23 protein-coding genes and 1 tRNA gene are annotated in these 26258 nt (G+C 63.9%); 13 read left to right on the top strand and 11 right to left on the bottom strand.

Annotated features, from left to right (window positions below):
• The 4 genes from ACK5L9_RS12320 to ACK5L9_RS12335 all read right to left on the bottom strand — a co-directional run.
• Window positions 1-302 (bottom strand): GntR family transcriptional regulator (locus tag ACK5L9_RS12320; protein WP_416911759.1); only part of this gene is annotated, 302 nt, incomplete at its 3' end.
• Between the two features lie 716 nt (window positions 303-1018).
• A complete protein-coding gene (gene mltG / locus ACK5L9_RS12325; protein WP_416911760.1) occupies window positions 1019-2200 on the bottom strand; it encodes an endolytic transglycosylase MltG in 1182 nt (393 codons plus the stop codon).
• Window positions 2200-3462: a beta-ketoacyl-ACP synthase II gene (gene fabF / locus ACK5L9_RS12330; RefSeq protein WP_416911761.1), complete on the bottom strand. Its 1263-nt coding sequence runs from the start codon at window positions 3460-3462 to the stop codon at window positions 2200-2202. Before fabF ends, mltG begins: the two co-directional genes overlap by 1 nt.
• Window positions 3463-4028: 566 nt before the next feature.
• A complete protein-coding gene (locus ACK5L9_RS12335) occupies window positions 4029-5033 on the bottom strand; it encodes a quinoprotein relay system zinc metallohydrolase 2 (RefSeq protein WP_416911762.1) in 1005 nt (334 codons plus the stop codon).
• Window positions 5034-5158: 125 nt separating this feature from the next.
• Between ACK5L9_RS12335 and ACK5L9_RS12340 the strand changes: the two genes are divergently transcribed.
• On the top strand, window positions 5159-5959 hold the full coding sequence (locus ACK5L9_RS12340) for a quinoprotein dehydrogenase-associated SoxYZ-like carrier (protein WP_416911763.1): 801 nt from the start codon (window positions 5159-5161) through the stop codon (window positions 5957-5959).
• A gap of 64 nt (window positions 5960-6023) precedes the next feature.
• On the opposite strand, the gene ACK5L9_RS12345 is transcribed toward ACK5L9_RS12340, so the two are convergent.
• The 5 genes from ACK5L9_RS12345 to ACK5L9_RS12365 form a co-directional block, all read right to left on the bottom strand.
• Entirely contained in the window at window positions 6024-6380 is a 357-nt protein-coding gene (locus ACK5L9_RS12345) for a hypothetical protein (protein ID WP_416911764.1), read from the bottom strand.
• A 19-nt stretch (window positions 6381-6399) separates the two neighbouring features.
• Complete coding sequence (locus tag ACK5L9_RS12350; protein ID WP_416911765.1) at window positions 6400-8694, bottom strand: PAS-domain containing protein; 2295 nt, start codon at window positions 8692-8694, stop codon at window positions 6400-6402.
• Window positions 8691-9848 (bottom strand): FIST N-terminal domain-containing protein, encoded by a 1158-nt coding sequence (locus ACK5L9_RS12355; protein WP_416911766.1) that lies wholly within the window; start codon window positions 9846-9848, stop codon window positions 8691-8693. The genes ACK5L9_RS12350 and ACK5L9_RS12355 overlap by 4 nt, the downstream gene beginning before the upstream one ends.
• Window positions 9849-9851: 3 nt before the next feature.
• Window positions 9852-10571: a LuxR C-terminal-related transcriptional regulator gene (locus ACK5L9_RS12360; protein ID WP_416911767.1), complete on the bottom strand. Its 720-nt coding sequence runs from the start codon at window positions 10569-10571 to the stop codon at window positions 9852-9854.
• Window positions 10572-10658: 87 nt separating this feature from the next.
• Window positions 10659-12692, bottom strand: a complete 2034-nt coding sequence (locus ACK5L9_RS12365; RefSeq protein ID WP_416911768.1) for a calcium-binding protein — start codon at window positions 12690-12692, stop codon at window positions 10659-10661.
• 172 nt (window positions 12693-12864) lie between these two features.
• Between ACK5L9_RS12365 and ACK5L9_RS12370 the strand changes: the two genes are divergently transcribed.
• The 6 genes from ACK5L9_RS12370 (at window position 12865) to ACK5L9_RS12395 (ending at window position 17690) form a co-directional block, all read left to right on the top strand.
• Window positions 12865-13965: a sensor histidine kinase gene (locus ACK5L9_RS12370; RefSeq protein WP_416911769.1), complete on the top strand. Its 1101-nt coding sequence runs from the start codon at window positions 12865-12867 to the stop codon at window positions 13963-13965.
• A complete protein-coding gene (locus ACK5L9_RS12375; protein ID WP_416911770.1) occupies window positions 13962-14747 on the top strand; it encodes a LytR/AlgR family response regulator transcription factor in 786 nt (261 codons plus the stop codon). The genes ACK5L9_RS12370 and ACK5L9_RS12375 overlap by 4 nt, the downstream gene beginning before the upstream one ends.
• 288 nt (window positions 14748-15035) lie before the next feature.
• Window positions 15036-16124, top strand: coding sequence for a tyrosine-type recombinase/integrase (locus ACK5L9_RS12380; protein WP_416911771.1), 1089 nt, complete (start codon window positions 15036-15038; stop codon window positions 16122-16124).
• A gap of 284 nt (window positions 16125-16408) precedes the next feature.
• Window positions 16409-16615 carry a helix-turn-helix transcriptional regulator gene (locus ACK5L9_RS12385; protein ID WP_416911772.1) on the top strand — a complete coding sequence of 69 codons (207 nt, stop codon included), beginning with the start codon at window positions 16409-16411 and terminating at the stop codon, window positions 16613-16615.
• A 429-nt stretch (window positions 16616-17044) separates the two neighbouring features.
• Window positions 17045-17626, top strand: coding sequence for a DNA methyltransferase (locus ACK5L9_RS12390; protein ID WP_416911773.1), 582 nt, complete (start codon window positions 17045-17047; stop codon window positions 17624-17626).
• Window positions 17617-17690: transfer RNA gene (locus tag ACK5L9_RS12395), tRNA-Gly, on the top strand. The genes ACK5L9_RS12390 and ACK5L9_RS12395 overlap by 10 nt, the downstream gene beginning before the upstream one ends.
• Before the next feature lie 377 nt (window positions 17691-18067).
• Here ACK5L9_RS12395 and yghX read toward each other — a convergent pair.
• Both yghX and ACK5L9_RS12405 read right to left on the bottom strand, forming a co-directional pair.
• Window positions 18068-18961, bottom strand: coding sequence for a YghX family hydrolase (gene yghX / locus ACK5L9_RS12400; protein WP_416911774.1), 894 nt, complete (start codon window positions 18959-18961; stop codon window positions 18068-18070).
• Between the two features lie 147 nt (window positions 18962-19108).
• Complete coding sequence (locus ACK5L9_RS12405; protein WP_416911775.1) at window positions 19109-19756, bottom strand: glutathione S-transferase family protein; 648 nt, start codon at window positions 19754-19756, stop codon at window positions 19109-19111.
• Between the two features lie 150 nt (window positions 19757-19906).
• Between ACK5L9_RS12405 and ppk2 the strand changes: the two genes are divergently transcribed.
• The 6 genes from ppk2 (at window position 19907) to ACK5L9_RS12435 (ending at window position 26177) form a co-directional block, all read left to right on the top strand.
• Complete coding sequence (gene ppk2 / locus ACK5L9_RS12410) at window positions 19907-20950, top strand: polyphosphate kinase 2 (RefSeq protein ID WP_416911776.1); 1044 nt, start codon at window positions 19907-19909, stop codon at window positions 20948-20950.
• A 256-nt stretch (window positions 20951-21206) separates the two neighbouring features.
• Complete coding sequence (gene ccoG, locus ACK5L9_RS12415) at window positions 21207-22640, top strand: cytochrome c oxidase accessory protein CcoG (protein ID WP_416911777.1); 1434 nt, start codon at window positions 21207-21209, stop codon at window positions 22638-22640.
• Window positions 22641-22642: 2 nt separating this feature from the next.
• Entirely contained in the window at window positions 22643-23107 is a 465-nt protein-coding gene (locus ACK5L9_RS12420; RefSeq protein ID WP_416911778.1) for a FixH family protein, read from the top strand.
• 15 nt (window positions 23108-23122) lie between these two features.
• Entirely contained in the window at window positions 23123-25318 is a 2196-nt protein-coding gene (locus tag ACK5L9_RS12425) for a heavy metal translocating P-type ATPase (protein ID WP_416911779.1), read from the top strand.
• Window positions 25319-25338: 20 nt separating this feature from the next.
• Window positions 25339-25500: a cbb3-type cytochrome oxidase assembly protein CcoS gene (ccoS, locus tag ACK5L9_RS12430; RefSeq protein ID WP_416911780.1), complete on the top strand. Its 162-nt coding sequence runs from the start codon at window positions 25339-25341 to the stop codon at window positions 25498-25500.
• 302 nt (window positions 25501-25802) lie between these two features.
• Entirely contained in the window at window positions 25803-26177 is a 375-nt protein-coding gene (locus ACK5L9_RS12435) for an IS630 transposase-related protein (protein ID WP_416911781.1), read from the top strand.
• The last annotated feature ends 81 nt before the right edge of the window (window positions 26178-26258 follow it).

Raw genomic sequence — 26258 nt, forward strand, 5'->3', positions numbered from 1 at the left:
AGCATGCGGACCAGATCGCTTTCCACGGCCTCGCGGATCAACCGCGCAGACAGCACGGCCGAGATTGAAATCCGGGTGATATAGGTGCCGCGCTGCGGGCGAACCTCGGCCAGCCCGTCGGCGGTCAGGCGAATGAACGCCTCGCGCACGGGTTGCCGACTGACCCCGAACTGCCTTGCGATCCCCGTCTCGCTTAACCGGTCGCCGGGCGTCAGCGCCCCGCACAGGACGGCACGGCGCAGGTATTCATAGACCTGCGGTGCCGTGGAAACGGTCAGATCAAGGGCATGCGGGACTGACATGGTTCGGCTCCTCCTGACTCGGGCCTATACTGCACACTTCCATACAAGTAAACACTTTTAAGCCGCCACGCATGCATTGCATGAATCAGGCTGGCACCGTTGCCCCGGCCTGACAGACAGGCTCGCATTCGCCGGGACACGGCGGTCGGCGGCCTGATCGCCTGCTGGACAATGGCCGATGCCTGAGCGTGCAAGGCACCTGATATAGTCTGACGACTTTATTTTGATTATGTTGTCAGGCTATGACCATTTGATTTTACGATGATGCTGCGCAAATTTCCGCCTCGTCCATGCGCGAGACGGCAATGATGGCAATGACGGCAATGATGGCGGGCATGAACCAGCAGCGTTGCCAATTGACCATCCAGGAATACCAGCCGCACAAGCCTCGCGTTGGTGGAAAAGGGGGGCGGGGCGGGCAAAGCCCGCCCCGTCGCTGCCGCCCGGCCCAAGGCGCGCTTCGCGCGCGGTCAGTCTGCGGATGGCAAGGCCGGGGCTAACGAACGACGGACAGCAACAGGCCGACAGTTCGCCGCAGGCTTTTGCAGGGGGTCCGGGGGGCGCACAGCCCCCCCGGCCATCGCGGGACGCAAATCATCCGACAGTGCCATAAAACCAACGGATCCCGGAAGCGGGATACAGGCGGTACCAAGCCCTGTGCAGCCCCGGCCCTGCCTTTGCCCCGGATTTCGCAAGGCTACACCATCATGGCCGGGTCAGCCGCCGCCCTGCACCGGCGTGTCGGTCGCTTCTCCGCGCTGCGCCTCGATCTCGCGCCAGCGGGCGACATTGGCGCGGTGTTCCTGGAGGGTGCGCGCAAAGGCATGCCCGCCGGTGCCATCCGCGACGAAGAACAGGTAATCCGTCTGGTCGGGGTTCAGCGCCGCGTGGATCGCCGCCCGGCCCGGATTGGCGATAGGCGTGGGGGGCAGCCCGTCCACGCGATAGGTGTTATAGGGCGTTCGCGTCGCCAGTTCCGACCGTCGCAGCCCGCGATCCAGCACACCCTCACCGCGCGTGACACCATAGATCACCGTCGGGTCGGTTTCCAGCCGCATGCCTTGTTCCAGCCGGTTGACAAAAACGCTGGCGACCTGCGGGCGTTCTTCGGGAACGCCGGTTTCCTTTTCCACGATGGACGCCATGATCAGCGCTTCTTCGGCGCTGTCATAGGGCAGGCCAAAGGGCCGCGCCTCCCATTCCGCCGCAAGGATTACGGCCTGCCGCCGCCCCATCTCGGCCAGCAGCGCGGCACGGTCTGCGCCTTTCTGGACCTCGTATGTGTCGGGGGCGAGGCTGCCCTCGGCGGGCACATCGCCGGTTTCGCCGTCCAAAAAGCCCGCCGCCTTCAGGCCCTGCACCACCTGCCAGCTTGTCACCCCTTCGGCCATGGCCACGCGCAGCCGTGCATCCGGCTTGTCCTGCGCAGTAACGATTTCGGCGGGTTCCTCGGCGACGCCCGGAACATAGCGGGCCAGTTCCTCGTAGTCGCCGGTTTCGGGATTGATGTCGCGCAGCAGCACGGTGTTCTCGCGCACGCCAATGCGCAGTGTCACCTCGGTCCCGCAGGTCGAGGGTCCGCCCGCCGTGATTGTGCCGACAATGTCGGCCATGCTGGAGCGCGGAGGCAGCAGATAGCTGCCGAATTTCAGATCGCGCGACTTGTCCATGTAATCGGCCCCGGCGCGAAAGATATAGGCGTTCGAGACCGCGCCCTGTTCGGCCAGTTGCGTGCTGACGGCGGTCAGGCTGGCCCCCGGCGCGACCTGTACGCATTGCGCCACGGCACTTGGCCCCGGCCCCGAGAATTCATGCTTCGCCCAGGCAACCCCGGCGGCCGCCGCGATCAGCAGGACGACCAGAAGCGTCAGGAAATTCGAGGCCAGGTTACGCCACATCAGTCCGTCACCTTCCTCAGCACAAGGCTGGCATTGGTGCCGCCAAAGCCGAAACTGTTTGACAGGGCCACATCCACCTTGCGGCGCACTGCGGCATTTGCAGCCAGATCCAGTTTCGGCTGAACCGCCGGATTGTCCAGATTGATGGTCGGCGGACAAATCTGGTCGCGGATCGCGAGCACGCAGAAAATCGCCTCGACCGCGCCCGCAGCCCCCAGCAGGTGCCCGATGCTGGATTTGGTCGAGGACATCACCGCGCCCCCGGCGGCATCACCCATCAGCCTTTCGACTGCGGCAAGCTCGATCGTGTCGGCCATGGTGCTGGTGCCATGTGCGTTGATATAGTCGATCTGTCCGGGCACGATACCGGCGCTGCGCAGCGCGTTCTGCATGGCGCGATAGCCGCCATCGCCATCCTCGGCCGGGGCGGTGATATGATAGGCGTCGCCCGACAGGCCATATCCCAGAACTTCGGCATAGATGCGGGCGCCGCGTGCCCTGGCGTGCCCGTATTCTTCCAGCACGACAACGCCCGCGCCCTCGCCCATCACGAAACCGTCGCGGTCCCGGTCATAGGGGCGGCTGGCCGTTTGCGGGTCATCGGCGCGTTTCGTGGACAGCGCCTTGCAGGCGTTGAACCCGGCAATCCCGATCTCGCTGATCGGTGCCTCGGCCCCGCCCGCGACCATCACATCCGCATCGCCCAGGGCGATCAGCCGCGCCGCATCGCCAATGGCATGCGCGCCGGTCGAACAGGCCGTGACGACCGCGTGGTTCGGCCCCTTGAAGCCAAAGCGAATGCTGACCTGCCCCGAAACAAGGTTGATCAGCGCGCCGGGAATGAAGAAGGGCGACACCCGCCTGGGCCCGCGATCCCGGATCAGTACCGCCGTTTCCGCGATCGAGGACAGCCCGCCGATCCCTGATCCGATCATCACGCCGGTCCGCTCGCGATCTTCGTTGCTTTCGGGTACCCAGCCGCTGTCCTTCACCGCCTGTTCGGCGGCAGCCATGCCGTAAAGGATGAAATCATCGACCTTGCGCCTGTCCTTGGCGGCCATCCAGTCATCGGGGTTGAACGTGCCGTCACTGCCATCGCCAAAGGGGATCTCGCAGGCATATTTCGTGATCACATCCTTGGGATCAAAGCGCGTGATCGGCCCCGCACCCGACCGCCCTTCCAGCAACCGCTGCCAGGTCTCTTCAACCCCCGAGGCAAGCGGAGTGACCATCCCCAGGCCGGTGACAACAACCCTGCGCATTCGTGTTATCCTTCAAACTGCTCGTCGTTGGGACGGTGATACACGCGCATGTTTTCCCGCGCAACGCCGAGCCAGCGGGACTCTGCCGGTGAGCATGTCAAGAATTCGCGCGCAAAACACCGAACGCCGGCCCGGCCCAAACCTGTGCGGGCGCAAAAGGCGCGCGCGTGATCTGTGCCGGAAGCCAGAGAGTTGCGGCACCGCCGCTGATTTGCGTCCCGCGATGGCCGGGATGTGACAGCAAATTAGCTGACGGAAGCTGGTTTTATCACCAAACTTGCGCAGCATCAGCGTAAAATCAGAAAGTTAATGCTTGAAAGCAAGACCAGATAAAAGCCGTCAGGCTTTACCAGCCATACCAGCGGCATTGAAGGCTGGCCCGTGGCAATGCCAACGGCGGCATCACGCCCCTTGCGATCCTGACGACAAGCGCAACAGAGATCCAGCGGACGACCGCAGGGGCCGCTTGTGGCGGCTGTGCAAGGCGCATTGTGGTGCCGTCACATCAAGCGCCCGTTCGACACGCGGACCGGCACCGGGGCGGCCGCTCCGGGGGCGGTCAGCCGCTATTCCCATTCCAGTTCGGTAAAGGCGATCGTCGCATTCCGGGGGTTGAAATCGTCGAAAAGCTGCCACTGCGCCGCCTCGCCCGCGCCGATATGGCCCACCGCATCACCCAGTCTTTCGCCCGCATCTATTGCGTTGCGGGCATCCGTTGCCAGCGCGTCGAGATAGCGCTGCACCGGCAGGGCGGCGTCCGGCCAGTCCAGCGCCGGGCCGCCATGGCCCGGAACCACCTGCGCCGCGCCGATTGCCTGCAAATCGCCCAGAACCTGCTGCCATCCCCTGAGGCTGCCATCCATCGTCGGGACATGTTCATCAAAGACCAGATCACCGGTGAAAAGCGTGCCGGTCTGGCGGTCCAGAACGGTCAGATCGGTGCCTGTATGCGCTGTGGGCCATGCCCGCAGCTCCAGCACCCGGTCGCCCAGATCCAGCGTTCCGGACTTGATCGCGTTATCTATCCGGGGGGTATCCGTCCCCAGAAACGCCGCAGCCCCAATATCGCGTTCGAAATTCCGCAGATAGGTCTCGCGCCGGTCGGCCAGCGCGCGGGGCAGTTCGGGATGGCCCGTCACCTGCGCCCCGGCAAAGACGCTTGCCCCCAGAACGTGATCGGGATGCATATGGGTCAGGATCACATGCGCCACGGGCAGATCGCTGCGCGCACGGATCGCGCGGTACAGCGCCTCGCCCATCCATGCGGCCGAGCCGGTATCGATCACCGCCACCGCCCGCGTGCCGATCACAAAGCCCATATTCGCCATATCGCCGCCATTTTCCGGCCCCGGCAGGGCGACCTGGCCCAGATGGACAAAGACGCCCGGCGCGATTTCGGTGACATCCAGCGCCTTGCCCGCCTTCTGGCAGCGGGCATCACCCACGGCCAGATCGGCGGCCAGCGCCGTCTCGCAGGCCTGAAGGCTGTCGGCCTCGTATCCCGGCAGCAGCGCGTCACGGCACGGTCCGTCCGCCATTGCCGCGCACAGCGTCACCACAGCCTCGAACATCGGCAACCCTCCTGCGGTGAATTTTTCACAGCGCGGGAACGTGATCCATACCGACCTTGGGCCCGGTATGCGCGGGGGCGGTTTTGTGTCAGAATGCCCGCGTTCCCATGCCGTGAGGAGGAAGCATGGCCCATCATCCGATCATTGCCGCCCTGCTGGCGGTCTGTCTTGTCGCGCCCGCGCTTGCGCAGGACAAGGCCAATCCGCTGACAGCAAGCCCGACCTGGGACGATCTTCAGGTGGATGTCGCGGGCGATGCCGCGATTGCGCCCGCTGACGGGCTGTTCACGCTGACCGCCCCCTATCGCGCCGAAGATGCCGCCACCGTTCCGCTGCATATCCTGCAACAGGACGCATCGGTGCCGATCACCGCCGCCACCGTGGTCATCGACGAAAACCCCGCGCCCGTTGCCGCCGAGTTCGCCTTTGCCGAGGCGATGGCCCCGCTGGATTTCGAGATGCGGGTGCGGGTGAACCAGTATTCCAATGTCCGGGTGATCGCCGACACGCCGCAGGGGCTGCGGATGGATGGCCGGTTCGTCAAGGCTTCGGGCGGTTGTTCGGCACCCGCGACAAGGGGGCCGGATCAGGCCGTGGCCGGATTGGGCGAGATGAAGCTGCGCAGCTTTGACCCTGATCCTGACGGGCGGCGCGAGGCGCAGATCATGATCCGGCATCCGAACTATTCGGGGCTACAGGTCGATCAGGTCACGCAGCTTTTCATCCCCGCGCATTTCATCGCCCATCTTGAGGTCCGGCAGGGCGACGAGCCGCTGTTCACGATGGAGGGCGGGATTTCGATCAGCGAAAACCCCAGCTTCCGCTTTGCCTATCGCGATAATGGCGCGGCCTCGCTGACGGTCACGGCAATCGACACGGATGGCAACGAATTCACGGCAGAGCTGCCCAAGGCCGGAGGAGCCTAAGTCAGCACCGAACGCCGCAGCCGCGACCATCACAGGACTGGCGCCGTCAGAAAAACCGGGGCCGTCAGAAAAAGCAGATCACCTCGGCCTCGGCCTGGGCGCGGCGCAGGTCGGCGACCAGATGTTCGGTCGCGGCGGCGCTGTTGAAAACGGCCATGCGTTCGCCCCCGGTCAGCCGCATCGACAGCACGGTTTCGGCCTGTACGTATTTCTCATAAGGCAGGATTTGGGCGATTTCGTCGATCGAGCAGGCGCATTTGCGCAGCACATCGCGGCTTTGGCCGTTCGAGGCCATGCAGGCAAAGACGTAATCGGCCCGTGCCTCGGTCGGATAGTCGTTCAGCCTTTGGGCCACGTCCTGCGCGCCTGACGGCAGGGCAAGACAGGCCGGGATCGCCGCAAGGGCCAGAATTCCGCGCATGATCCGATTCCTTTCCCCGTCAGCCTAACTGCCGCGCACGGTCTGTCAGCGCAGACTTTTGTCGGTGCCGCGCCGGGTCGGGACCGCTGTCCGGCATCGACATTCCGCGCAGCTTCCATTCGACCAGCGGGCGCAGCCGCGACAGTTGTACAGGCTTGGTCAGGACCGAAAAACCCTGTTCCGCCCCCTGTTCGCGCAGGTCGTTGCCGCGGTCGGCGGTAATCATGATCGCGGGCACATGCGCGCCGGTCGCCTGCCGCACCGCCTGAATGGCGCGGTCTCCGGTCTCGCCATCGTCAAGCTGATAATCCGCCAGAACAATGTCAGGTGGCATACCAATATCGCGCAGGAATTGCAGCGCCTCGGCGGTCGAGCGCGCGGCCAGCACGCTGGCCCCCCATTGTTCCAGCTTTCTGGCCGTGGCGAACAGGACGTCGGGGTCGTTCTCGATGATCAGCGCGATGCAGTCCAGCGCGTGATCCGCGCCGGCGGGCGGGCTGTCGCCAAAGCGCGGCACTTCGGTCGCACGTCCGGGGACCATCTGCAAGCGGATCGAAAAGACCGAGCCGACACCGGGTTTCGAACGGACGCGGACGCTGTGGCCCAGATGGCGGCAGGTACGTTCCACCACCGACAGGCCAAGGCCGACGCCGGAACCGGGTTCGACATTGTCGGCACGGGTAAATTCGTCGAATATCCGCTGCTGGTCGCCAAGGCTGATGCCGATGCCGGTATCCCAGACCTGCAATTCGATCCGCCCGCCCCGCCGGCGGCATCCGGCCAGCACCCGCCCCCCCGGCGGCGTATACTGAATCGCGTTCACCACAAGGTTCTGGACCGAGCGCAGCAGATAGACCGGATCGGATCTGACGATGACCCCGCAGGGCACCATGTCCAGCCGCACCCCCTTGCGCTGCGCCAGCGGCATCTGATCTTCCCATACGCTGCGCATCAGCGTGCCAAGGCACAGCGTGGTGGGCGTCAGCGCCTGATCGGCGCTGTCCAGCCGCGAAATATCCAGAAGCGAGCGCAAAAGCTGTTCGGTAGACGAGAAAGACCCCTCAAGCCGTTCGACGGTGGGCAGAAAGGGCGTATCGGCAACGCTGTCCAGCAGCGTGGCGATCAGCAGCTTGGCAGCGTTGATCGGTTGCAGCAGATCGTGGCTGGCCGCCGCCAGAAAGCGCGTCTTGGACGACACTGCGGCCTCGGCCCGTTCCTTGGCAAGGCGCAGTTCCTCTTCGACGCGGGCCTGTTCCTCGTATTGGCGGGTCAGGCGCTGATTGGTCAGGGTCAGCGCCGCCGTCCTTTCGGCCACGCGGTTTTCCAGCATCTCGGTCGCGCGGCTTTCCAGCGTCACATCCTTCAGTTCCAGCAGCACGCCTCCATCGGGCAGTTGATGCGCATACAGATCCAGCATCCTCCCCGAGGCGTGCCGCATCCGCCTGCGCCACTGCCCCTCTTTGTTCAGCCGTGCCAGCCAATGCCGGATCCGGCTGCGCGACGCCTCGGCGATCAGCGCGTGCTGGCCAATGAAATCCAGCAGGCGGCGCAAATCGGCCCCCTTTTGCAGCACCGTATAGGGCAGCCCCAGAAGCTGACGGAACTGCCGGTTGAACATCATCACCGAACCCGAGGGCGAGAAGGTGCAGACGCCCGAGGTCATGTTTTCGAACACGGCTTGCAGGTAATCGGCCTGCCGGTCGATCAGATGTTCGCGTTCGGACCGGTTGCGCTGCACGATCCAGGTGATTTCGGTCAGCAGCAGCACCATATTCTCGGGGCTGGTGCGTTGCAGGCTGATCTGAAACCAGCGGTCCCCGGTCAGCCCGATCTCAAGCGACACGACCGAAGCGCCCACATCCCCCTGCCGAAGCTGCGACAGCGCGGCATCGAACCCGTCCTGCCCGGTGGCCAGATGGCGGCTTTCGGACATGGCGGCGAAACAGTCGTCGATGGTCATGCCGGGGCGCAGCCGGTCCGAGATGTCGGGCAGCAGGGTCTGGAAAATGTCGTTACACAGCTCCAGCCTGCCGCCGGTGAACAGCGCAATGCCCTCGTCCATCGCCGCCAGCGCGTCGGCAAGGTTCTTGCGCATCCTTTCGCTGACCGCGCGCGCGTCATGCAGTTCGGATGCTGTGCGTTCCAGATCGCGGGTCTTGGCCCAGACCTGTGCCTGCAACGTCACCGCCGACTGAAAGGCTCCATAGGCGGTATTGCCGATCTCGTGCTGACGATTGGCGCGGCGCATCAGCGCGTCGATGATCCGCGCCTGCCGGGCAACCTGTTCTTCCAGAGGCTGATCCGGGTCGATCATGACAGTTCCCGTATATGCGGTTCGAAAAAGGCGACGCCCACGAATGTCTGGTTCACATGGACACCGCAATGCTGTTCGCCATAGGTGTTGAAGCCGATCACGCGGCGGCGGCGAAAGACCTCGCTGACTGGCCCCGACAACCGTTTCTGTTCGATCTCAAGCTTGCGCAGCACGCATTCAAAGCCCAGAACGAAATCCGGCGCGGCCCCGCGCTGATCGCGGATGTCCAGCCCCGCCTCAAGCGTTTGCAGAATCTCTTTGCCGCGCCCCAGGGTCAGGATCAGCCCGTCATCGATCGCGCCCAGAAAAGACAGCGCATTCGCGCCCGGAGCATCATGGATGGCGCGGACATGATAGTTGGCGTTCTGGCGCACGAGGATCGGGTTTTCGGCAAAAACCTGCGGAGAAAGCTGATCCACCGGGCGGCCCACCAGCCGGGCATATTCCAGCGCGGCGGGCGCACCGTTGATTTCCAGGACCAGCCGTTCGTCGGGGATGGCCTCGGTCACGACCATCTGGCAGTCGGTCGGCAGGAAATGGTCAAAGCCGAGGCCGCGAAATTCCAGATCGGTTTCCAGCAGCAGCAGCAGTGCCGCATTGCGGTGAAAGCGGCCGTTATGCAGCACGAAGGTCTGGTGAAAAGCCAGATCATCCCCCGCCGAGCCGCCAAAGATCGGCACCTCGCCCAATGCCGTCTCAAGCATCGTGACCAGCAGTTCCTCTTGCCGGGACAGGCCGTCTGCAAAGATCAGCGCCAGCCGGTTCCAGCGCGCGGTAGGCCGGAACCGCGCGGCGTGGCTGCGCAGTTCGGTCGTCAGGCTGTTGATCGGCAGCGGCTTCAGCGGCGCGATCAGCATCGAGGCGGCGCGGAAATGTTCGCGCGGAAAGGCGATCAGCAGCAGCGCGCCGTTTTCGTACCCCAGAGGCGTGATCGCGCCCGCCGTGGTGCAGCCAAAGACCGGCACGCCCGCGCTGCCATCCTCAAGCGCCCGCGCCACCTCGTCCAGCTTCAGCCCGACCGGCACGAAGGCCAGCAGGAAACATGTCGCGCCAAGGTCGATGCCGCGCAGCGCCTCGGCCACGGCGGGCGCGGCATCGGCCTGCCGCGACACCGAAACACTGACATAGCGCGGCGCGTGAGGATCGTCGCCCATCGGTCAATGGCTCAGGAAAGCCTGCGCATCGGCATCGCCCGCTCCGATGGCCGTCGCCGGTTGCGAGCCCTCGACCAGCACCGCCGCCTGGGTCCGGTTCTGCACCCCCAGCCGCCTCAGCAGCGCGGTGATATGCGCCTTGACCGTCGCCTCGGCCAGCGACAGCTCATAGGCGATCTGCTTGTTGGCCTTGCCCGCGCAGATCAGCTTCATGATGCGCTGCTGCTGGGGGGTCAGCTCGGCCAGCTTGGGATGGGCGGTTTCAAAGCACGAATCCTCTGCCTCAGAGGCGCTGCGATAGGCCGAATGTGTGTAACAACGCCCCGCCGCGATGACATGCAGCGCCTGACGCAACACCTGGGCCGAGGCGTCCTTGGGCAGGAACCCCGCCGCCCCTTCGTCCATCAGCGCGCGGACCACCTGCGCCGAGGTCAGCGACGAAATCACCAGAATCGGCACATCGGGCAGGCGCGCGCGCAGTTTCAGAAAACCCGAAATACCGCAGACATCGGGCAATTTCAGGTCGAACATCACCAGATCGGGGGCAAAACCGCGCCGGATGCGGGCCAGCGCATCGCCCAAGGTCTGGTCTTTTTCAACATGGCAACCGGGATACACAAGCTGCAGGGCCGCCGCCAGCGCGTCGCTGTACAACGGATGATCATCGACAATCAGAACTTGCCGGGTCGCGCCTGCAGGCGGGGACTCGTCAATATCTTTCATAAAATGCCCTCCCACCGGCAGGTTAGCGCATGATATTTCCTTTGCGCAACACTGCAGGCGGGATCCCGGCGCAGAGGCCGGGCCGGGTCAGATCAGAAAGATGTCATCGGCGCTGAGATCAGCGTGATTGGTCAGCGTCGCGATCAGCTTCATCCGCTTGCCGCCCGCGCCATCGGCGTCATACCACAGCCTGCCGCTGTCTTCGTCATAGACGATCTGCGCCAGCCTTCCGACCGGCGCATCGCCGGAATGGAACCGCCCCTCGGCCAGTTGCCCCCGGCGCAACCCGCCGAAGATGTCGGTATCAAGCAGCAGGCGGTCATCGCCGCTGGTGCTGAAATCGGCGATCCGGTCGGCATTCGAGTTGCGCAGCTTCTGATCAAAAACAAAGCTGTCCGCCCCGGCCCGCCCGATCAGCACATCCTGCCCGGTTCCTCCGCTCAGCCGGTCGCGCCCGCCGCCGCCGACCAGCCGGTCCCCGGCACCACCGCCGGACAGGTCGTCATTGCCGCCGCCGCCTGCCACGGTATCGCGCCCCGCGCCGCCGAAAATCCGGTCGCCGCCGCCCGCGCCGATCAGCCTGTTATGTTCGGCATTGCCGGTGATCACATTCGCCGCGCCATTGCCCCGGCCAGTGATGGCGCCACCCGTCAGGGTCAGGTTCTCGACATTGGCGGCCAGTTTCAGGTTGATCGAGGAAAGAACGGTATCAACGCCGCCCGCGCCATCCTCGACCACCAGATCGCCGCGGGAATCGACCACAAAGGTATCGCGCCCTGCCCCGCCGGTCATCTGATCGGCCCCGCCGCCGCCGTTCAGCGTGTCATCCCCCGCACCGCCCGACAGCGTATCATTGCCCGCACCGCCCGACAGGGCATTCGCAGCGACATTGCCGGTGATGCGGTTGGCAAGCTGGTTGCCGGTGCCGCTGACCGCCTCGCCTCCGGTCAGGGTCAGATGCTCGACCGTACCGCGCAGGGTCGGCGACTGTTCAAGGCTGAAGGATATGGCACTGAACACGGTGTCGCTGCCGTTGCCGCCGGTTTCATCGACCAGATCGCGTTCATGATCGACGACATAGCTGTCATTGCCCGTCCCGCCCGTCAGCGTGTCGGCGTTGAGGCCGCCATCCAGATAATCGTTGCCCCCGCCGCCGATCAGCGTGTCGCCGCCGTTACCGCCCAGGACCGAGTCATCGCCCTTCCAGCCGACATAACGGTCATGGTTGCTGCCCATGTCGATCCGCGCGCCAGAATTGACAAAGCGCGACAGGCCGGAAAAGTCGAACACATCGCCATAGCCAGTCCCGGTCAGTACAAAACCCGCGCGGTCAAGAACCTCGACCCCCGAAGCGGCGTCCAGGATCAGGTTGTGCCGCTCGGCCGCCCCGGCCAGCCGCAGGGTATCGGTACCCGCGCCGCCAAGGATCGTGTCGTTCCAGCCATAGCCCGACAACAGCAGCAGATCGTCGCCCGCGCCGCCGTCAAATTCGACCAGCGCGCCAACCGCGCGCAGCGTGTCATTGCCGCCCGCGCCGGTGAACTTGGCATAGCCGCCGTCGCTGGTCACGTCATCCGCGCCCACATGGCCGATATAGGTGTTGTTGCCCGCCCCCAACAGGATGGATTTGCCGCCAAGCACGATGCGTTGCAGGCCCGACAGGTCAAAGAAATCGTTCGAGTTCGCCCCGCGCAGGATTCCGGCACCCATGTCCAGAACCTCGACACTGGCCGCGCCGTCAAGGATAAGCCGGTAGGTGCTGGTGTCCCCCTCCAGCCGCAGCGTGTCCATGCCATTGCCGCCCGAAAAGAAGTCCTGGCCCGTCCCCGAGATCAGGAACAGGTCGTTGCCATCGCCGCCATCGAACTGATCATTGCCGTCGCCGCCATCCTGCAACACATCATTGCCTGCGCCGCCGAACAGCCGGTCAAACCCGTCATCGCCGCGCAGCGTGTCATTGCCACCGCCGCCGAACAGCCGGTCATTTCCCCCGGCACCGCGCAAAGAATCGTTGCCGGTTTCTTCATCCGGGAACGCCGTCCCCAAGGGATAGCCATAAATATCGTCCCGAGCCGTCGTGCCTGACAGCGTATCGTTGCCATTGGTGCCGTAAATTGCCATGAACCTTACCTTCTGAAGAAATGCGTCCGCGATTATCCGGCCCAAAAGGCGGCCTGCGGTGTGCGGCTGGCGGCACGATGCCCGCCCGGATCGCGGAAGAACCGGGATTTTCTGCGAATGGCTGGTTTTCCTCTGCGAACGGCGCTCGACAGGGGGCGCGATGCAAGGGAAGATGATGCCAGCTCAACCCGAATGGCAGCAGCCCATGCACAGCCCCGCCGCGATCAGACCCGACCCGCTTGGCCGCGATGTGATCCGGCTGGGGCTGGCCTTTGCCGCAACGCTTTTTCTTGTATCCAGCGTGATCTGGGGCTTTGCCGGCATCGACCCGGTGCAATCCGCGCTGCCCAAGGTCGTGGGCATCTCTGCCGATGCGGTCATGGCGGTGGCGATCAGCCTTGTGCTGTGGCGGATGGCAGCATCGCGGCTGGGGGTCAAGGCGCTGGTCGCCTGCATATTATCGCTGGCCGGTGCCACTGTGTCGGCGATGGTGGACCGGGGCCTGCAAATCCATATGACCCGCCCCGATGCCGCACCTTTCGATCCGCAATATTTCGCCTCGGTCCTGACCTTCACCACGGCCGAGCTGTTCGGCTGGTCCTGCCTGTATCTGGCGCTGCAATACAATGCCCAGATCCGCGAAACCGAGCAGCGGCTGGCCAAGGCGCGCCAGCAGGCCACCGAGGCGCAGTTGCGGGCGCTGCAATATCAGGTCAACCCGCATTTCCTGTTCAACACGCTGAACTCGGTCGCGGGGCTGATCGAAGAGGGATCTCCGGCGCCGGCCCGCGACATGGTGCTGCGTCTGGCCGGCTTTCTGCACCGGACATTGGCGCTGGACCCGCTGACCGAATTGCCGCTTGGCGAAGAAATCGCGCTGCAACGGGATTACCTGCAAATCGAGAAGGTCCGCTTTTCCGACCGGCTGACGGTGATGATCGCGCTGGACCCGTCCGTCGCGCAGGCTCTGGTTCCGGCGCTGGTCCTGCAACCGCTGATCGAGAACGCGATCCGTCACGGCGTGGCCCGGACACCGGGTCAGGCGCGGCTTGACATCATCGCCCGGCCCGAGGGCAAGGGGCGGATGCTGATCCGGGTCGAGAACCCCACTCCGGCGGGGGACGATTCCCCTGCCCCCGGCATGGGAATCGGGCTGCGCAATGTCGCCGCGCGGCTGGCCGCCGCGCATCCCGATGGCGCAACCTCCTGCGAGATTTGCGCGATTGCGCCGGGGCGGCTGCGGGTGGACCTGCAATTGCCGCTGCGCCGATGACCCGTTCCCTGCGCGCCCTGATCGCCGATGACGAACCCATCGCCCGGCGCAGGCTGGCGCGGCTGCTGGGGCAGGCGACCGGGGTTTCGGTGATCGGCGAGGCGGGCGATGGCGATCAGACGGTGCGGGCGGTGCAGTCCCTGCGGCCCGACCTGTTGCTGCTGGATGTGCAGATGCCCGGAGGAGACGGGTTTTCAGTGTTCGACCGGCTGGGAAAGGCGCTGCCCCCGGTGATCTTTGTCACAGCTTTCGATCACTATGCCCGCCGCGCCTTTGACGCCGCCGCCATCGACTATCTGACCAAGCCGGTCGAGATGCCGCGCCTGATCGCCGCCCTGTCACGGGCGCGGCTGTGGATCGGCGCTGGCGACCGCGAGGACAGGATCGCCGGATTGCTGGCCACGATAGCGGGCTTGCGCGCCTCGTTGCGGGCCGGACAGGCACCCGCCCGCGATCTGTGGATCAAGGGCAGGTCGGGCCATCAACGCATCGCGATGGATGACATCGTCTATATCAAGGCCGAACGCGACTATGCCCGCATCGTCGTCGCCGACACGTCGCATCTTGTCCCCGAAACCATCCAGGCCCTTGCGGAACGGCTGGCCGATTCCGGCTTTCTGCGCATCCATCGCAGTGTCCTGGTCCGGCGCGATGCCGTCCGTGGACTTGGCCGCCGCCGCTATGGCGCACTGGTGGCGATCCTTGCCGACGGGACCGAATTGCCGGTCAGCCGCAGCCATGCCACGCTGGTGCAGCGCGAATTCGGGCTGAAGCCGGTGTGACCAAGGGACAGAAAGTGGCATCCGTGATCCTGAAGTGAGACGATTACCCTGCCGAACAAGCAGTTTGTCCTTGTGCCTGCCATCCGGTGACGGTATTCATTTCGCCGTCGCGGGTGTAGCTCAATGGCAGAGCAGAAGCTTCCCAAACATACGCGTTTACCCCCGACACCTTTGAGAACGTTGCAAGACGGTTGATTTCATTGCACTAATCGCCGCAACGTCACCACGACGTGTTATACCACGTCCCAATCGGCGACCTACAAAGCGCCTACAAAGTGGTGATGAGAGATGTCCAAACGCACAACGGTCAAGCTGACCGAAACCTCCTGTAAAGGAGCGCCTGCAAACGCGAAGCTCTGGGACTCAGAGGTCAAGGGGTTCGCTCTGTTCACAGGCAAGACGACGAAGACCTTCTACTTTCAGAAGGACGTTCACGGCAAAACGACGCGCGTGAAGATCGGCAACTTCCCCGAGGTGTCGGCAGGCATCGCGCGCGGCGAGGCGATCCAGCTTGCCGCCGAACATGCGACGGGCGTCGCGGCGAAGAAGCTGCGGGCGAAGCGCATCCCCACGCTTGAGGACGCGACAACGGCTTACCTCGCGCGCCCGAAACTGCGGTCCGAGCACAACAAGGACTCAGTTCAGCGGCAGGTTCACAACCACCTGAAAGACTGGCTCAAGAAGCCGCTCGACGAGATCACGAAGGACATGTGTGTGAAGGCACACGCGCGCATCGCGCCGAACGGACAGCGCGCGGCGAACCATGTGCTCAAATCGTTCCGTTCGATCTACAACCACGCGCGGCGTGTCCATGATCTGCCTGAATGCCCGACGATGGCGATTGAATGGTTCCCTGAACTGCCGTCGCAGCAGATCATCGACGATCTGGACGATTGGCGCGATGCCGTGTCAGCCCTCGAAAACCCCGTCCACACGGCCTACTATCGCTTCTTGCTGTTCACGGGCCTGCGCTTCGACGAGGCGCGTTCTCTGCGGTGGGATCAGGTTCACGATGACCACCTGCACCTGCCCATGACGAAGAACGGACGCGCCTTCGACTTGCCCCTATTCGATCTGCACCATGAGGTGTTGAAGCCGATGCGGCAGTTTCACAGCGAGTATGTCTTCCCCGGCACGCGTCACGCTGTGCACCTGAAATCGCCTGCGCGTATCGCATGGTCGGCACACACGCATCGGCGCACCTTCGCGACCATCGCGACGACTGAGGCAGAACTGCTCGAAGAAACAGTCGGTCGGCTGCTGAACCACACGCCCGCATCTGTGACAGGGGCACATTATATCGTGGTTGACCACCAGAAGCTCCGCAAGCCAATGGGTCAGGTCGTCGAGGCGTTTAAACGCATGGACCTGATCTGACTGCGCGTTTAAACGCAACCACCTGATTTAGTGAGATTTTCTACTTGATAGGACTTGCAGGACGGTCGAAGGCGCGCTATCTTTCGACTCGTTAGCAATCCGTCTTGGTCGTGGTGAACGTGACGACCTGATGGCTGCGAAAACGCGTGGGAGATACGCGGCAGAGGTAGCTAGGTGGAGCTGATCCTGCGTTGGCAGGCAGTGCAACCACCGCGAAGCGGAAAACCTCGGCGCCCACGGGACGCGCAGCGAGACATCCAACCCTTGAACGGGAGATGTCTACTATGCGTGCATCCACGACTGAACTGATCGACCCTGCCTTCGATACGGCGCAAGCCGCTCACTACATCAGCTATTCCAAATCCACCCTCGAATGGTGGCGCACAGAAGGTCGCGGTCCTCGCTACTACAAGGCCGCTGGCCGCGTTCGCTATCGCAAGTCCCATCTCGATGAATGGCTCGCGAGAGGCCTCGTCGAGACGCGGGGCTGAATATGGAAATCATCAAACAGTTGGCAGCCCTCGGTAACACGGGGGCGCACACCGAAGGCCACCACTGTGCCCGCAATCCCGCCCGACCCGACAGCTTTGACGATACCCCTATCAGCCGAAACGGGCGCACGCGCGGCCGCCCAACGCCCAAGACATTCTCGACGAGGGCCACAGCCGCCCTTGCGGCCTGCTCTGCCGCCTGCACATCGACGACGGGCCACTTCGCCACGAAATGGTAGGCGCGGGCGATCCCACATCGTGTAGCTCCTGCGCCCTTCCTCCGGTGTTCGCGTTGCCATGAACACAAACCACTGTCAGGATGGGGACCGTTCGGGCCTAGAGCGGGATGGTGTCGGCGCCTCTTTGGTTGCAAATTCGAGCGCCGCGACCGATACACTGATTTGACGTCCGCTTGCCCGAGAGCCCTATATGTTGCGCGCACCCAACCAGTCCGAACTGCCCCTCAACGAGTCGCCCGTTGAGCAAATACCAATTGTGGAAGGTCGCCGCGCTATCGAGGATGACGACTTCCCAGTAGAATTGATCTCCAAAGTCGCTGAACAGGAAAGTTGGCGCAAAGAAGTCAATAGACCGATCTACCACATACACAAGTGGTGGGCGCAGAGGCTTGGTTCAGCATTCCGTGCGATCTTGATCGGATCTTTGTCGCCTACGGGCACCGACACAATGCGCAGGTTCTATGCACGCACGCGGTTTCCTGACGCCGTTGTCCTTGACCCGTTTATGGGCAGCGGGACAACGGTTGGAGAGGCGCTCAAGTTGGGCTGCCGCGCAATCGGGCGGGACATCAATCCGGTCGCCTATTTCCTCGTTCGAAATGCACTGCAAGTACATCCCCGCGAGGAAGTCGTCAGAACCTTTGACGATCTATCCGATCAGATCGCAGTAGTCACGCGCGATGTCGGCGCGCGGCGAAGAGTGACACAAGCTCATTCCGTGCTTGAAGTCGCCGCGCGGAGACGGTATCCGTCTGAGGCGTTGCGGGTGTAGCTCAATGGTAGAGCATTTGCTTCCCAAGCAAGTGACGAGGGTTCGATTCCCTTCACCCGCTCCAATTTTGCAGGTGGCACGCGCTGCCTACAAAACGCCTACAAAATACGCGGGACGTCTGGTCTAACCGCTTGATGATGCAGACGGTTTTCGGCTGAGAACGTATGTTTCCCAAGCTTACGACGAGGGTTCGATTCCCTTCACCCGCTCCAATTTTGCCGACCATATGGCAATATTTTCAATGACATCAGCACCTTCCGCCCCCTGTCGGCACACATCCCCGCACACACGGGGCACATATGGGCCTTGTCTTGAAGCACATCGAGCGGATCATACCAACGGCCCGGACGATTGACCGTTCCAGAAGGCCCTGTGCCTGGCACGGATGGCAAGGCGGCTGTGCCGGCGTCGGTGGCAGGTCATTCGTCAGGGCTTCTGGCGCTACACAAGATAGCGGTTGAACCAGTCTATCGTGCGGTCCCATGCCAGTGTCGCCGCCGCCTCGTCGTAACGCGGCGTGCTGTCATTGTGAAAGCCGTGATTGGTGTTTTCATAGATATGCGCCTCGTAGACCTTGCCATTGGCGTCCAGCGCGGCCTGATAGGCGGGCCAGCCGGCATTCACGCGCTCATCCAGAGCGGCGAAGTGCAGCAGCAGCGGCGCCTGAATTTTCGGTACATCCGCCGCATCCGCCTGACGGCCATAGAACGGAACCGCAGCCGCCAGTTCCGGATAGGCCACGGCCGCTGCGTTCGACACCCCTCCGCCATAGCAAAAGCCGGTGATTCCGACCCTGCCGGTGGTTTGCGGGCTGGTCGCCAGATACTCGATCGCCGCGAAGAAATCATTCATCAGCTTTGCGGGATCCACCTGTTGTTGCAGGGTGCGGCCATCCTCGTCATTGCCGGGATAGCCGCCCATCGAGGTCAGCCCATCGGGCGCAAGCGCCACGAACCCCGCCTTGGCCACGCGGCGCGCGACGTCCTGAATATAGGGGTTGAGGCCGCGATTTTCATGCACCACCACGACACCCGGCGCGGTTTCGCGCCCGGTCGGGGTGACGAAATAGCCGCGCACATCGCCATGCCCGTTCGGCGAGGGATAAGTGATCCAGGTCGCCTTGATGTCCGGATCGGCAAAGCTGACCTGCTCGGCCAGCGCATAGTTCGGCGACATCATCGACAGGATCGTCGTCGCTGCCAGACCGCCGATGGCGAATTTCGCGGCACGGTCCAGAAATTCACGCTTGGTGATCATGCCATGGGCATAGAAGTCGTAAAGCTCCAGCAATTTGGGGCTGAAATCGCTGGCGGTCATGCGGGGCATGTCGTTCATCGTCTCGCTCCGTTCCGGTTCCGGTCTGATGCGGCGGGCGGCAAGGCCGGGCCGCAGGGTCAAGTGTAGCGCCCGCGCCCGGATTTGGCCCGCAAAACCTGTTCACGTCAGCTTGATGGTACCGGGCGGGGGCGCCGGGGGCCGCGGCTATTCCGGTTCGGCCAGCCGCGCCTCCCACATCCTGCGAAAGGCGGGGCGGCTTTGGCAATCGGCCAGCCAGGCCGCGATGGCCGGGAATTGTTCGATCAGCGCGGTATGGGCCTGTGCATAGCGCAGCACTTCGGCCATGTTGATGTCGGCCACGGTAAATCGCTGCCCGGTGATGAAGCTGTTGGCCGCCAGATGCCCCTCGACCACCTGCAACGGGCGGATCAGCCGTTCTGCCGCCTTGGCCACCGCCCCGCCATCGTCCTTGCCCGCCTCGTGCAGGAACAGCAGGGTCAGCGTGTCGGGTTCGATCGCAGCGGTGGCGTAAAAGCTCCATTGCGACATCTGCGCCTCTTCCCCGGCATTTCCGGGGCCAAAGGGCATGCCGTATTTGCGCGCCAGATACAGTGTGCAGGCCATGGATTCGCTGAGGATCAGCCCGTCATCGTCGATCACCGGGATCGAGCCTGCCGGCGACATTTTCAGAAATCCGGGCGAGCGGGTGTTCAGCGGCGCATCCGTCGCCCCCGGATCGGGCAGGCGATAGGCCTGGATTACCGGCTCGTGCCTGAACTCGATCCCGATCTCGTGGCACAGCCAGATGATCCGCGAGGCTCGGGAACGGGCAACGCCATAAATGGTCAGCATGGTAAATCCCTAGACTGCTATCTTGCCAATGGCTTCAGTCTAGCAACAAATTTTGTGACGAAAAGCCGCATGATTTGATCCTGCGCAAGGTAACATCCGTGCGAATATGGCAGCAAGACGAGATTTCACAGGAAGCGCGAAGGAGTTACGATGCCCGATCCAAAGTCCGTCAACAGCAGCGCAGCGCAATCTACGCCCGGCCCCGCGGCGGTCAAACCCCTGTCGGCTACCCCGCCCGAGGCCATCGCGTCCGACGCGGAACCCGCAGCCCCCGCCACCGGGGCCAAACCCGCCCCCGCGCGTCCCCGCAGCTTTCCAAAGGTCGGCGCGGATGCGGTTCGCCATGCCTTTGAAAGCGGGCGCTATCCCTATTCGAACAAGATGGGGCGACGCAAATACGAGGCGGAAAAGGCCGAGTTGCAGGCCGAATTGCTGAAGGTCCAGCTTTGGGCGCAAGAAACGCGGCAGAAATTCGTGCTGATCTTCGAGGGGCGCGATGCAGCGGGCAAGGGCGGCACGATCAAGCGGTTCAACGAACATCTGAACCCGCGTGCCGCGCGCGTGGTCGCCCTGAACAAGCCCACCGACGAAGAGCGCGGGCAATGGTATTTCCAGCGATATGTCGATCACCTGCCGACCAGCGGCGAAATGGTCTTCTATGACCGAAGCTGGTACAACCGCGCCGGGGTCGAGCGGGTGATGGGCTTTTGCTCGCCGAACGATTATCTGGAATTCATGCGTCAGGCCCCCGAATTTGAACGGATGCTGGTCCGCTCGGGGATCCGGCTTTACAAATACTGGTTCTCGGTCACTCGCGAAGAACAGCGCCGTCGCTTCAAATCGCGCGAGACGGACCCGCTGAAACGCTGGAAACTGTCGCCCATCGACAAGGCCAGCCTGGATAAATGGGACGACTATACCGAGGCGAAAGAGGCGATGTTCTTCTATACCGACACCGCCGATGCGCCCTGGACCGTGGTGAAATCCAACGACAAAAAGCGCGCGCGCCTGAACTGCATGCGGCATTTCCTGTCCACGCTGGATTACCCCGACAAGGATCTGAAGGTGGCCACGCCCCCCGATCCGCTGATCGTCGGGCAGGCCAGCCATGTGATCCACAGCGCGTCGCATATCCTTGAACTGGCCACTCATCCCGATGTGCGCAAGACTGGCAAACCCCGGTCGCCGGCCTGATGGCCGCAGATTCCGGGCGGGCCGTGCTTTGCCCGGCCCGCATCCCCTTTTTCCGTCGCTGCAAGACCGGCCCGCCTGACCGTGCCGTGACGCATTTGTTCCGGACATGAAGGGTTTTCTTTGGCATGATGTCCCTGCGACCATGCGCCACCTTAAATATTCCCTGTTCCGAATGTAACTGCCGGACGTTGATTCAGGTCAAGGCGCCAGACTGGCCGCAAGCCTAGATCGGGGCTGCGAAACAGGAGCAAGTCACATGTCGTCAGAGCAGGCCGGGCCGCCAAGCCTCTATGCCGCGCGCGAGCCGGTTTTTCCCAAGCGGGTCTATGGCAATTTCCGGAACCTGAAATGGATCATCATGGCGGTTGCGCTGGGGCTGTACTATGTCCTGCCATGGCTGCGCTGGAATCGCGGGGCCAGCATGCCCGATCAGGCGGTACTGGTCGATCTGGCCAACCGCCGCTTCTTCTTTTTCTGGATCGAGATCTGGCCGCAGGAATTCTATTTCGTGGCCGGGCTTCTGGTCATGGCGGGGCTGGGGCTGTTCCTGTTCACCTCGGCCCTGGGGCGGGTCTGGTGCGGTTATGCCTGCCCGCAGACCGTCTGGACCGATCTTTTCATCCTTGTCGAACGCTGGATCGAAGGGGACCGCAATGCCCGCATCCGCCTGTACCGCCAGAAATGGGACGGCCAGAAGATTCGGCTGCGGATCGTCAAATATGTCGTCTGGTTCCTGATCGCCCTTGGCACCGGGGGGGCGTGGGTTTTCTATTTCACCGACGCGCCGACGCTGCTGGGGAACCTGCTGACGGGGCAGGCCCATCCCGTCGCCTATATGACCATGGCGCTGCTGACCGCGACGACGTTTTTCTTTGGTGGTTTCGCGCGCGAACAGATCTGCATCTATGCCTGTCCCTGGCCGCGCATTCAGGCTGCAATGATGGACGAGGACACGCTGACCGTCGGCTATCGCGAATGGCGCGGAGAGCCGCGCGGCGCTGCGCGCAAGGGGGCCGAGGCGACCGCGCATGGGGACTGCATCGACTGTCTGGCCTGCGTCAATGTCTGCCCGATGGGGATCGACATCCGCGATGGTCAGCAGCTTGAATGCATCACCTGTGCGCTGTGCATCGACGCCTGCGACGAGATGATGGACAAGGTCGGCAAACCGCGCGGGCTGATCGGCTATATGGCGCTGAAGGACGAGGTGGCCGAGCGCGCGGGCGCGCAGCCCAGGCCGGTGATCAAGCATCTGCTGCGCCCGCGCACGTTGCTGTATTTCTTGCTGTGGTCGGGTTTCGGCGTTGCGATGCTGGTGGCATTGTTCCTGCGTTCTCCGGTGGATGTGAATGTGTCACCGGTGCGCAATCCGCTGTTCGTCACCATGTCCGACGGCGCGATCCGAAACACCTATTCCGTCCGGCTGAGAAACAAGCTGCACGAAGAGCATGTCTTCGCCCTGTCGGTCGAGGGCGAGGATGCCGGCACGTTGGCCCTGTCGGTCGAGGGGCAAGAGGGGGCCGGGTTGCGCGTGCCCGCCGACCAGACCCTGACCAGCCGCATCTATCTGACCGCCCCCGCCGGTTCGGTGCTGACGGGGATCGAGAACAGGTCTATTGATCTTGTCGTCGATGGCGGCGAGGGCATGCGCGCCACCGTCGCGACCGTCTTTCACGGCAAGGGGAACTGATCATGGCCCGCGAACTGACCGGCAAGCACGTCCTGGCGATCACCGTCGCCGCCTTTTCGGTCATCATCGGCGTGAATGTGGTAATGGCGATCAAGGCCGTGGGCAGCTTTCCAGGGCTTGAGGTCGCCAATTCTTATGTCGCCTCGCAGGATTTCGATCGCGACCGGGCGGCGCAATCCCTGCTTGGCTGGACGGTGACACCGACCTATGACGGCAAGGAACTGACGCTGGCCGTGACCGACGCGCAGGGCCAGCCCGCGATGGTCAAAAGCATGACGGCGACCATTGGCCGTCCGACGCATCAGCGCGCCGACCTGACCCCTGACTTCACCTATTCGGGCGGCATGTTCCATGCGACAATGCATCTTGAGCCCGGCATCTGGAATATCCATGTCACCGCCACCGCGCCGGATGGCACGGTGTTCCGGCAGCGGCTGGACCATTACGCCGGATCGACGGTAAAGTGACGACGGTAAAGTGACATGGCCCAACTTTCCGCCATAAGCGCCTGCCCCGCCTGCGATGCCGCGCCTCTGGCGCAGCGCGTGGCCGAGGCCGCGCGCGAACAGGAGGGGCAGGGTACGCTGATCCTGTCCCTGCCGACGGCCCATTGCGCCGTTTGCATCACCGATGTCGAACGCGCGCTGCTGGCCACGCCCGGCATCCGCCACGCGCGGGTTAACCTGACGCTGCGGCGGGTGACGGTCGATGCGCCCGGCAAGACTGCGGATGATCTGATCCCGGTGCTGGACGCCATCGGATACGAGGCGCACGAACTGGACCCCGACGCCCTGTCGGCCACTGCCGCCGACCGGCAGGGCCGCGACCTGCTGATGCGGATCGGCGTGGCCGGTTTCGCGATGATGAATGTCATGATCCTGTCGGTTGCCGTCTGGTCGGGGGCCGAGGATGCGACCCGCGACCTGTTCCACTGGATCAGCGCCGCCGTCGCCCTGCCGACCGTCGCCTTTGCCGGCCAGCCCTTCTTTTCCAGCGCCTTTTCGGCGCTGCGGGCGCGGCGGCTGGGGATGGATGTGCCGATCTCGCTGGCGCTGATCCTTGCCACCGCGATGTCGCTGTTCGAGACTGTCGAGGGTGGCCATCACGCCTATTTCGACGCGGCAGTGATGCTGTGCTTTTTCCTGCTGATCGGTCGCTATCTGGACCACCGGACCCGCGCCGTCGCCCGTTCCGCCGCGGCCGAGCTGACCGCGCTTGAGGTGCCGCGCGCGGTGCTGATGCGTGACGGGGTGGAACAGGCAGTGCCGGTATCGGCGCTGCGGCCGGGCGATCTGATCCGGATCAGGCCGGGCGCGCGCATCCCTGCCGATGGCGAGATCGTCGAGGGCCGGTCCGAGATCGACCGCGCCCTGCTGACCGGCGAGACCCTGCCCGTGCCCGCTGCGCCGGGAATGACGCTGTCGGCGGGTGAAGTGAATCTGACCGGGCCGCTGACGCTGCGGGTCACGGCGGCGGGGCGCGACAGTTCGCTGGCCCGGCTGACCGCGCTGGTCGAGGCCGCCGAATCGGCGCGCGGGCGCTATACCTCGCTGGCGGAACGCGCCTCGCGCGCCTATGCGCCGGTGGTACATCTGCTGGCCGCGACCAGTTTTGCGGGCTGGTTCTGGGCAACGCGCGACCTGCGCCTGTCGGTGAATATCGCGGCGGCGGTGCTGATCATTACCTGCCCCTGCGCCCTGGGGCTGGCGGTTCCGGCGGTGGTGACGGCGGCCTCGGGGCGGCTGTTCCGGCGCGGGCTGCTGATCAAGGACGGCACCGCGCTGGAGCGGTTGGCCGATATTGATACTGTGGTGTTCGACAAGACCGGCACGCTGACCCTTGGTCAGCCGCGCCGTGTGTCGGTTGACGCCGTGCCAGAGAACCTGCGCCCCGTGGCGCTGGCGCGGGCCGGGGCCTCGGCGCATCCGCTGTCGCGGGCGCTGGCGGCGGCGCTGGCCGCCGGGACCGCCCCCGCCATGCTTGAGGGGATCAAGGAATTGCCGGGCTGCGGCGTCACTGCGCTGTGGCAGGGCCGCCGCGTCAGTCTGGGCCGGGCCGAATGGTTGGGCATTGCGGATGATGATGCCGCCCGCGCCGAAACCTCGTCCTTGCTGGCGGTCGAGGGACAGCCCCCCGTCCGGCTGGATTTCACCGATGCCCTGCGCCCCGGCGCGGCGGATTGCGTGGCAAGGCTGAAGGCGGATGGCGCGCGGGTGATCCTGCTGTCGGGCGACCGCGCCCCCGCCGTGGCCGCCATCGCCGCGCAGCTTGGCATAGACGATTATCGCGCCGGGGTCGATCCGACCGGCAAGGCCGAAACGGTCGCGGCTCTGGCATCCGAAGGGGCGCATGTGCTGATGGTCGGCGACGGGCTGAACGATACGGCGGCGTTGGCACGGGCCCATGCCTCGATCTCGCCCGCCTCGGCGCTGGACGCTGCGCGCGTGGCCAGCGACATCGTTCTGACCGGGCAGGATCTGGGCGCGGTGGCGGATGCGCTGACCACCGCGCGCCGCAGCACAAGCCGCATCCGCGAGAATTTCGCGATCTCGATCTGCTACAATGTCATCGCGGTGCCCGTGGCGATCGCCGGGCTGGCGACTCCGCTGATCGCCGCTCTGGCCATGTCGCTCAGTTCGATTACGGTGACGCTGAACGCGCTGCGGCTGCGGCGTTAGACAGGAAAAGAGAAGCTGCCATGGAAATCCTGTCGATCCTGATCCCGGTGTCGCTTGGCCTTGGTGCGGTCGGGCTGTGCGCCTTTGTCTGGGCCCTGCGCAACCGCCAGTTCGAGGATCCCAAAGGCGACGCCGAACGCATCCTCAGCGACGCCTGGGACGACCACCCGCGCCCGGATTAGCTTTTGCCTGACGAAAGCAACGGCCCTGACAAATGACCGTTGTCGCCGTTTGAACCCCGGCTGGCCTGGCAGAAACGCGGCGCCTGATCATCCCCGTCGCGCAGCGCTTCAACTGGGACATACAGTGAACCGCCTCGGGTTTACCGGAGAATGTCTTGTTCAAATGTCAGGCTGCATTTCGGGTTGGGTTCAAGGCTTCATATACAGCTGACGGAAGCCAATTTGATCATCAAATTGGCGAAGCATCAGCGTAAAATCAAATGGTTATAGCCAAGCGGCCTTAAACTGATTATTTGTGTGTCATGACCTATTCACTTGATTTCCGCCGCCACGTTTTGTCCGTTCGGGAGAAGGAAGGGCTGACTTTTGCCGAGACCGCCACGCGCTTTTCTGTCGGGATTGCGAGTCTGACCCGATGGGCGAAGTCGCCTGAGCCCAAGGCGACACGCGAGGGGCGTCCCCGCAAGGTCGATCTGGAAAAGCTGGCGCAGGACGTTCGGGACCACCCCGACGCTTACCAATATGAACGGGCGGCCCGGTTCCAGGTCACACCGAAGGCGATCTGGAACGGGCTGAGGGCGCTCGGCGTCACATATAAAAAAATCGCTGACGCACCCGAAGGCGGACGAAGCCGCGCGGCATGCCTTCCGCGAAAAGATTGCGCGATATCAGAGTGATGGACGGCCCATCGTTTATCTAGACGAAAGCGGATTTGCCGCCGATATGCCGCGCACCCATGGCTATTCGGCGCGAGGACA

The organism is Paracoccus sp. (in: a-proteobacteria) (genome assembly GCF_047973135.1).
Classification (GTDB): domain Bacteria; phylum Pseudomonadota; class Alphaproteobacteria; order Rhodobacterales; family Rhodobacteraceae; genus Paracoccus.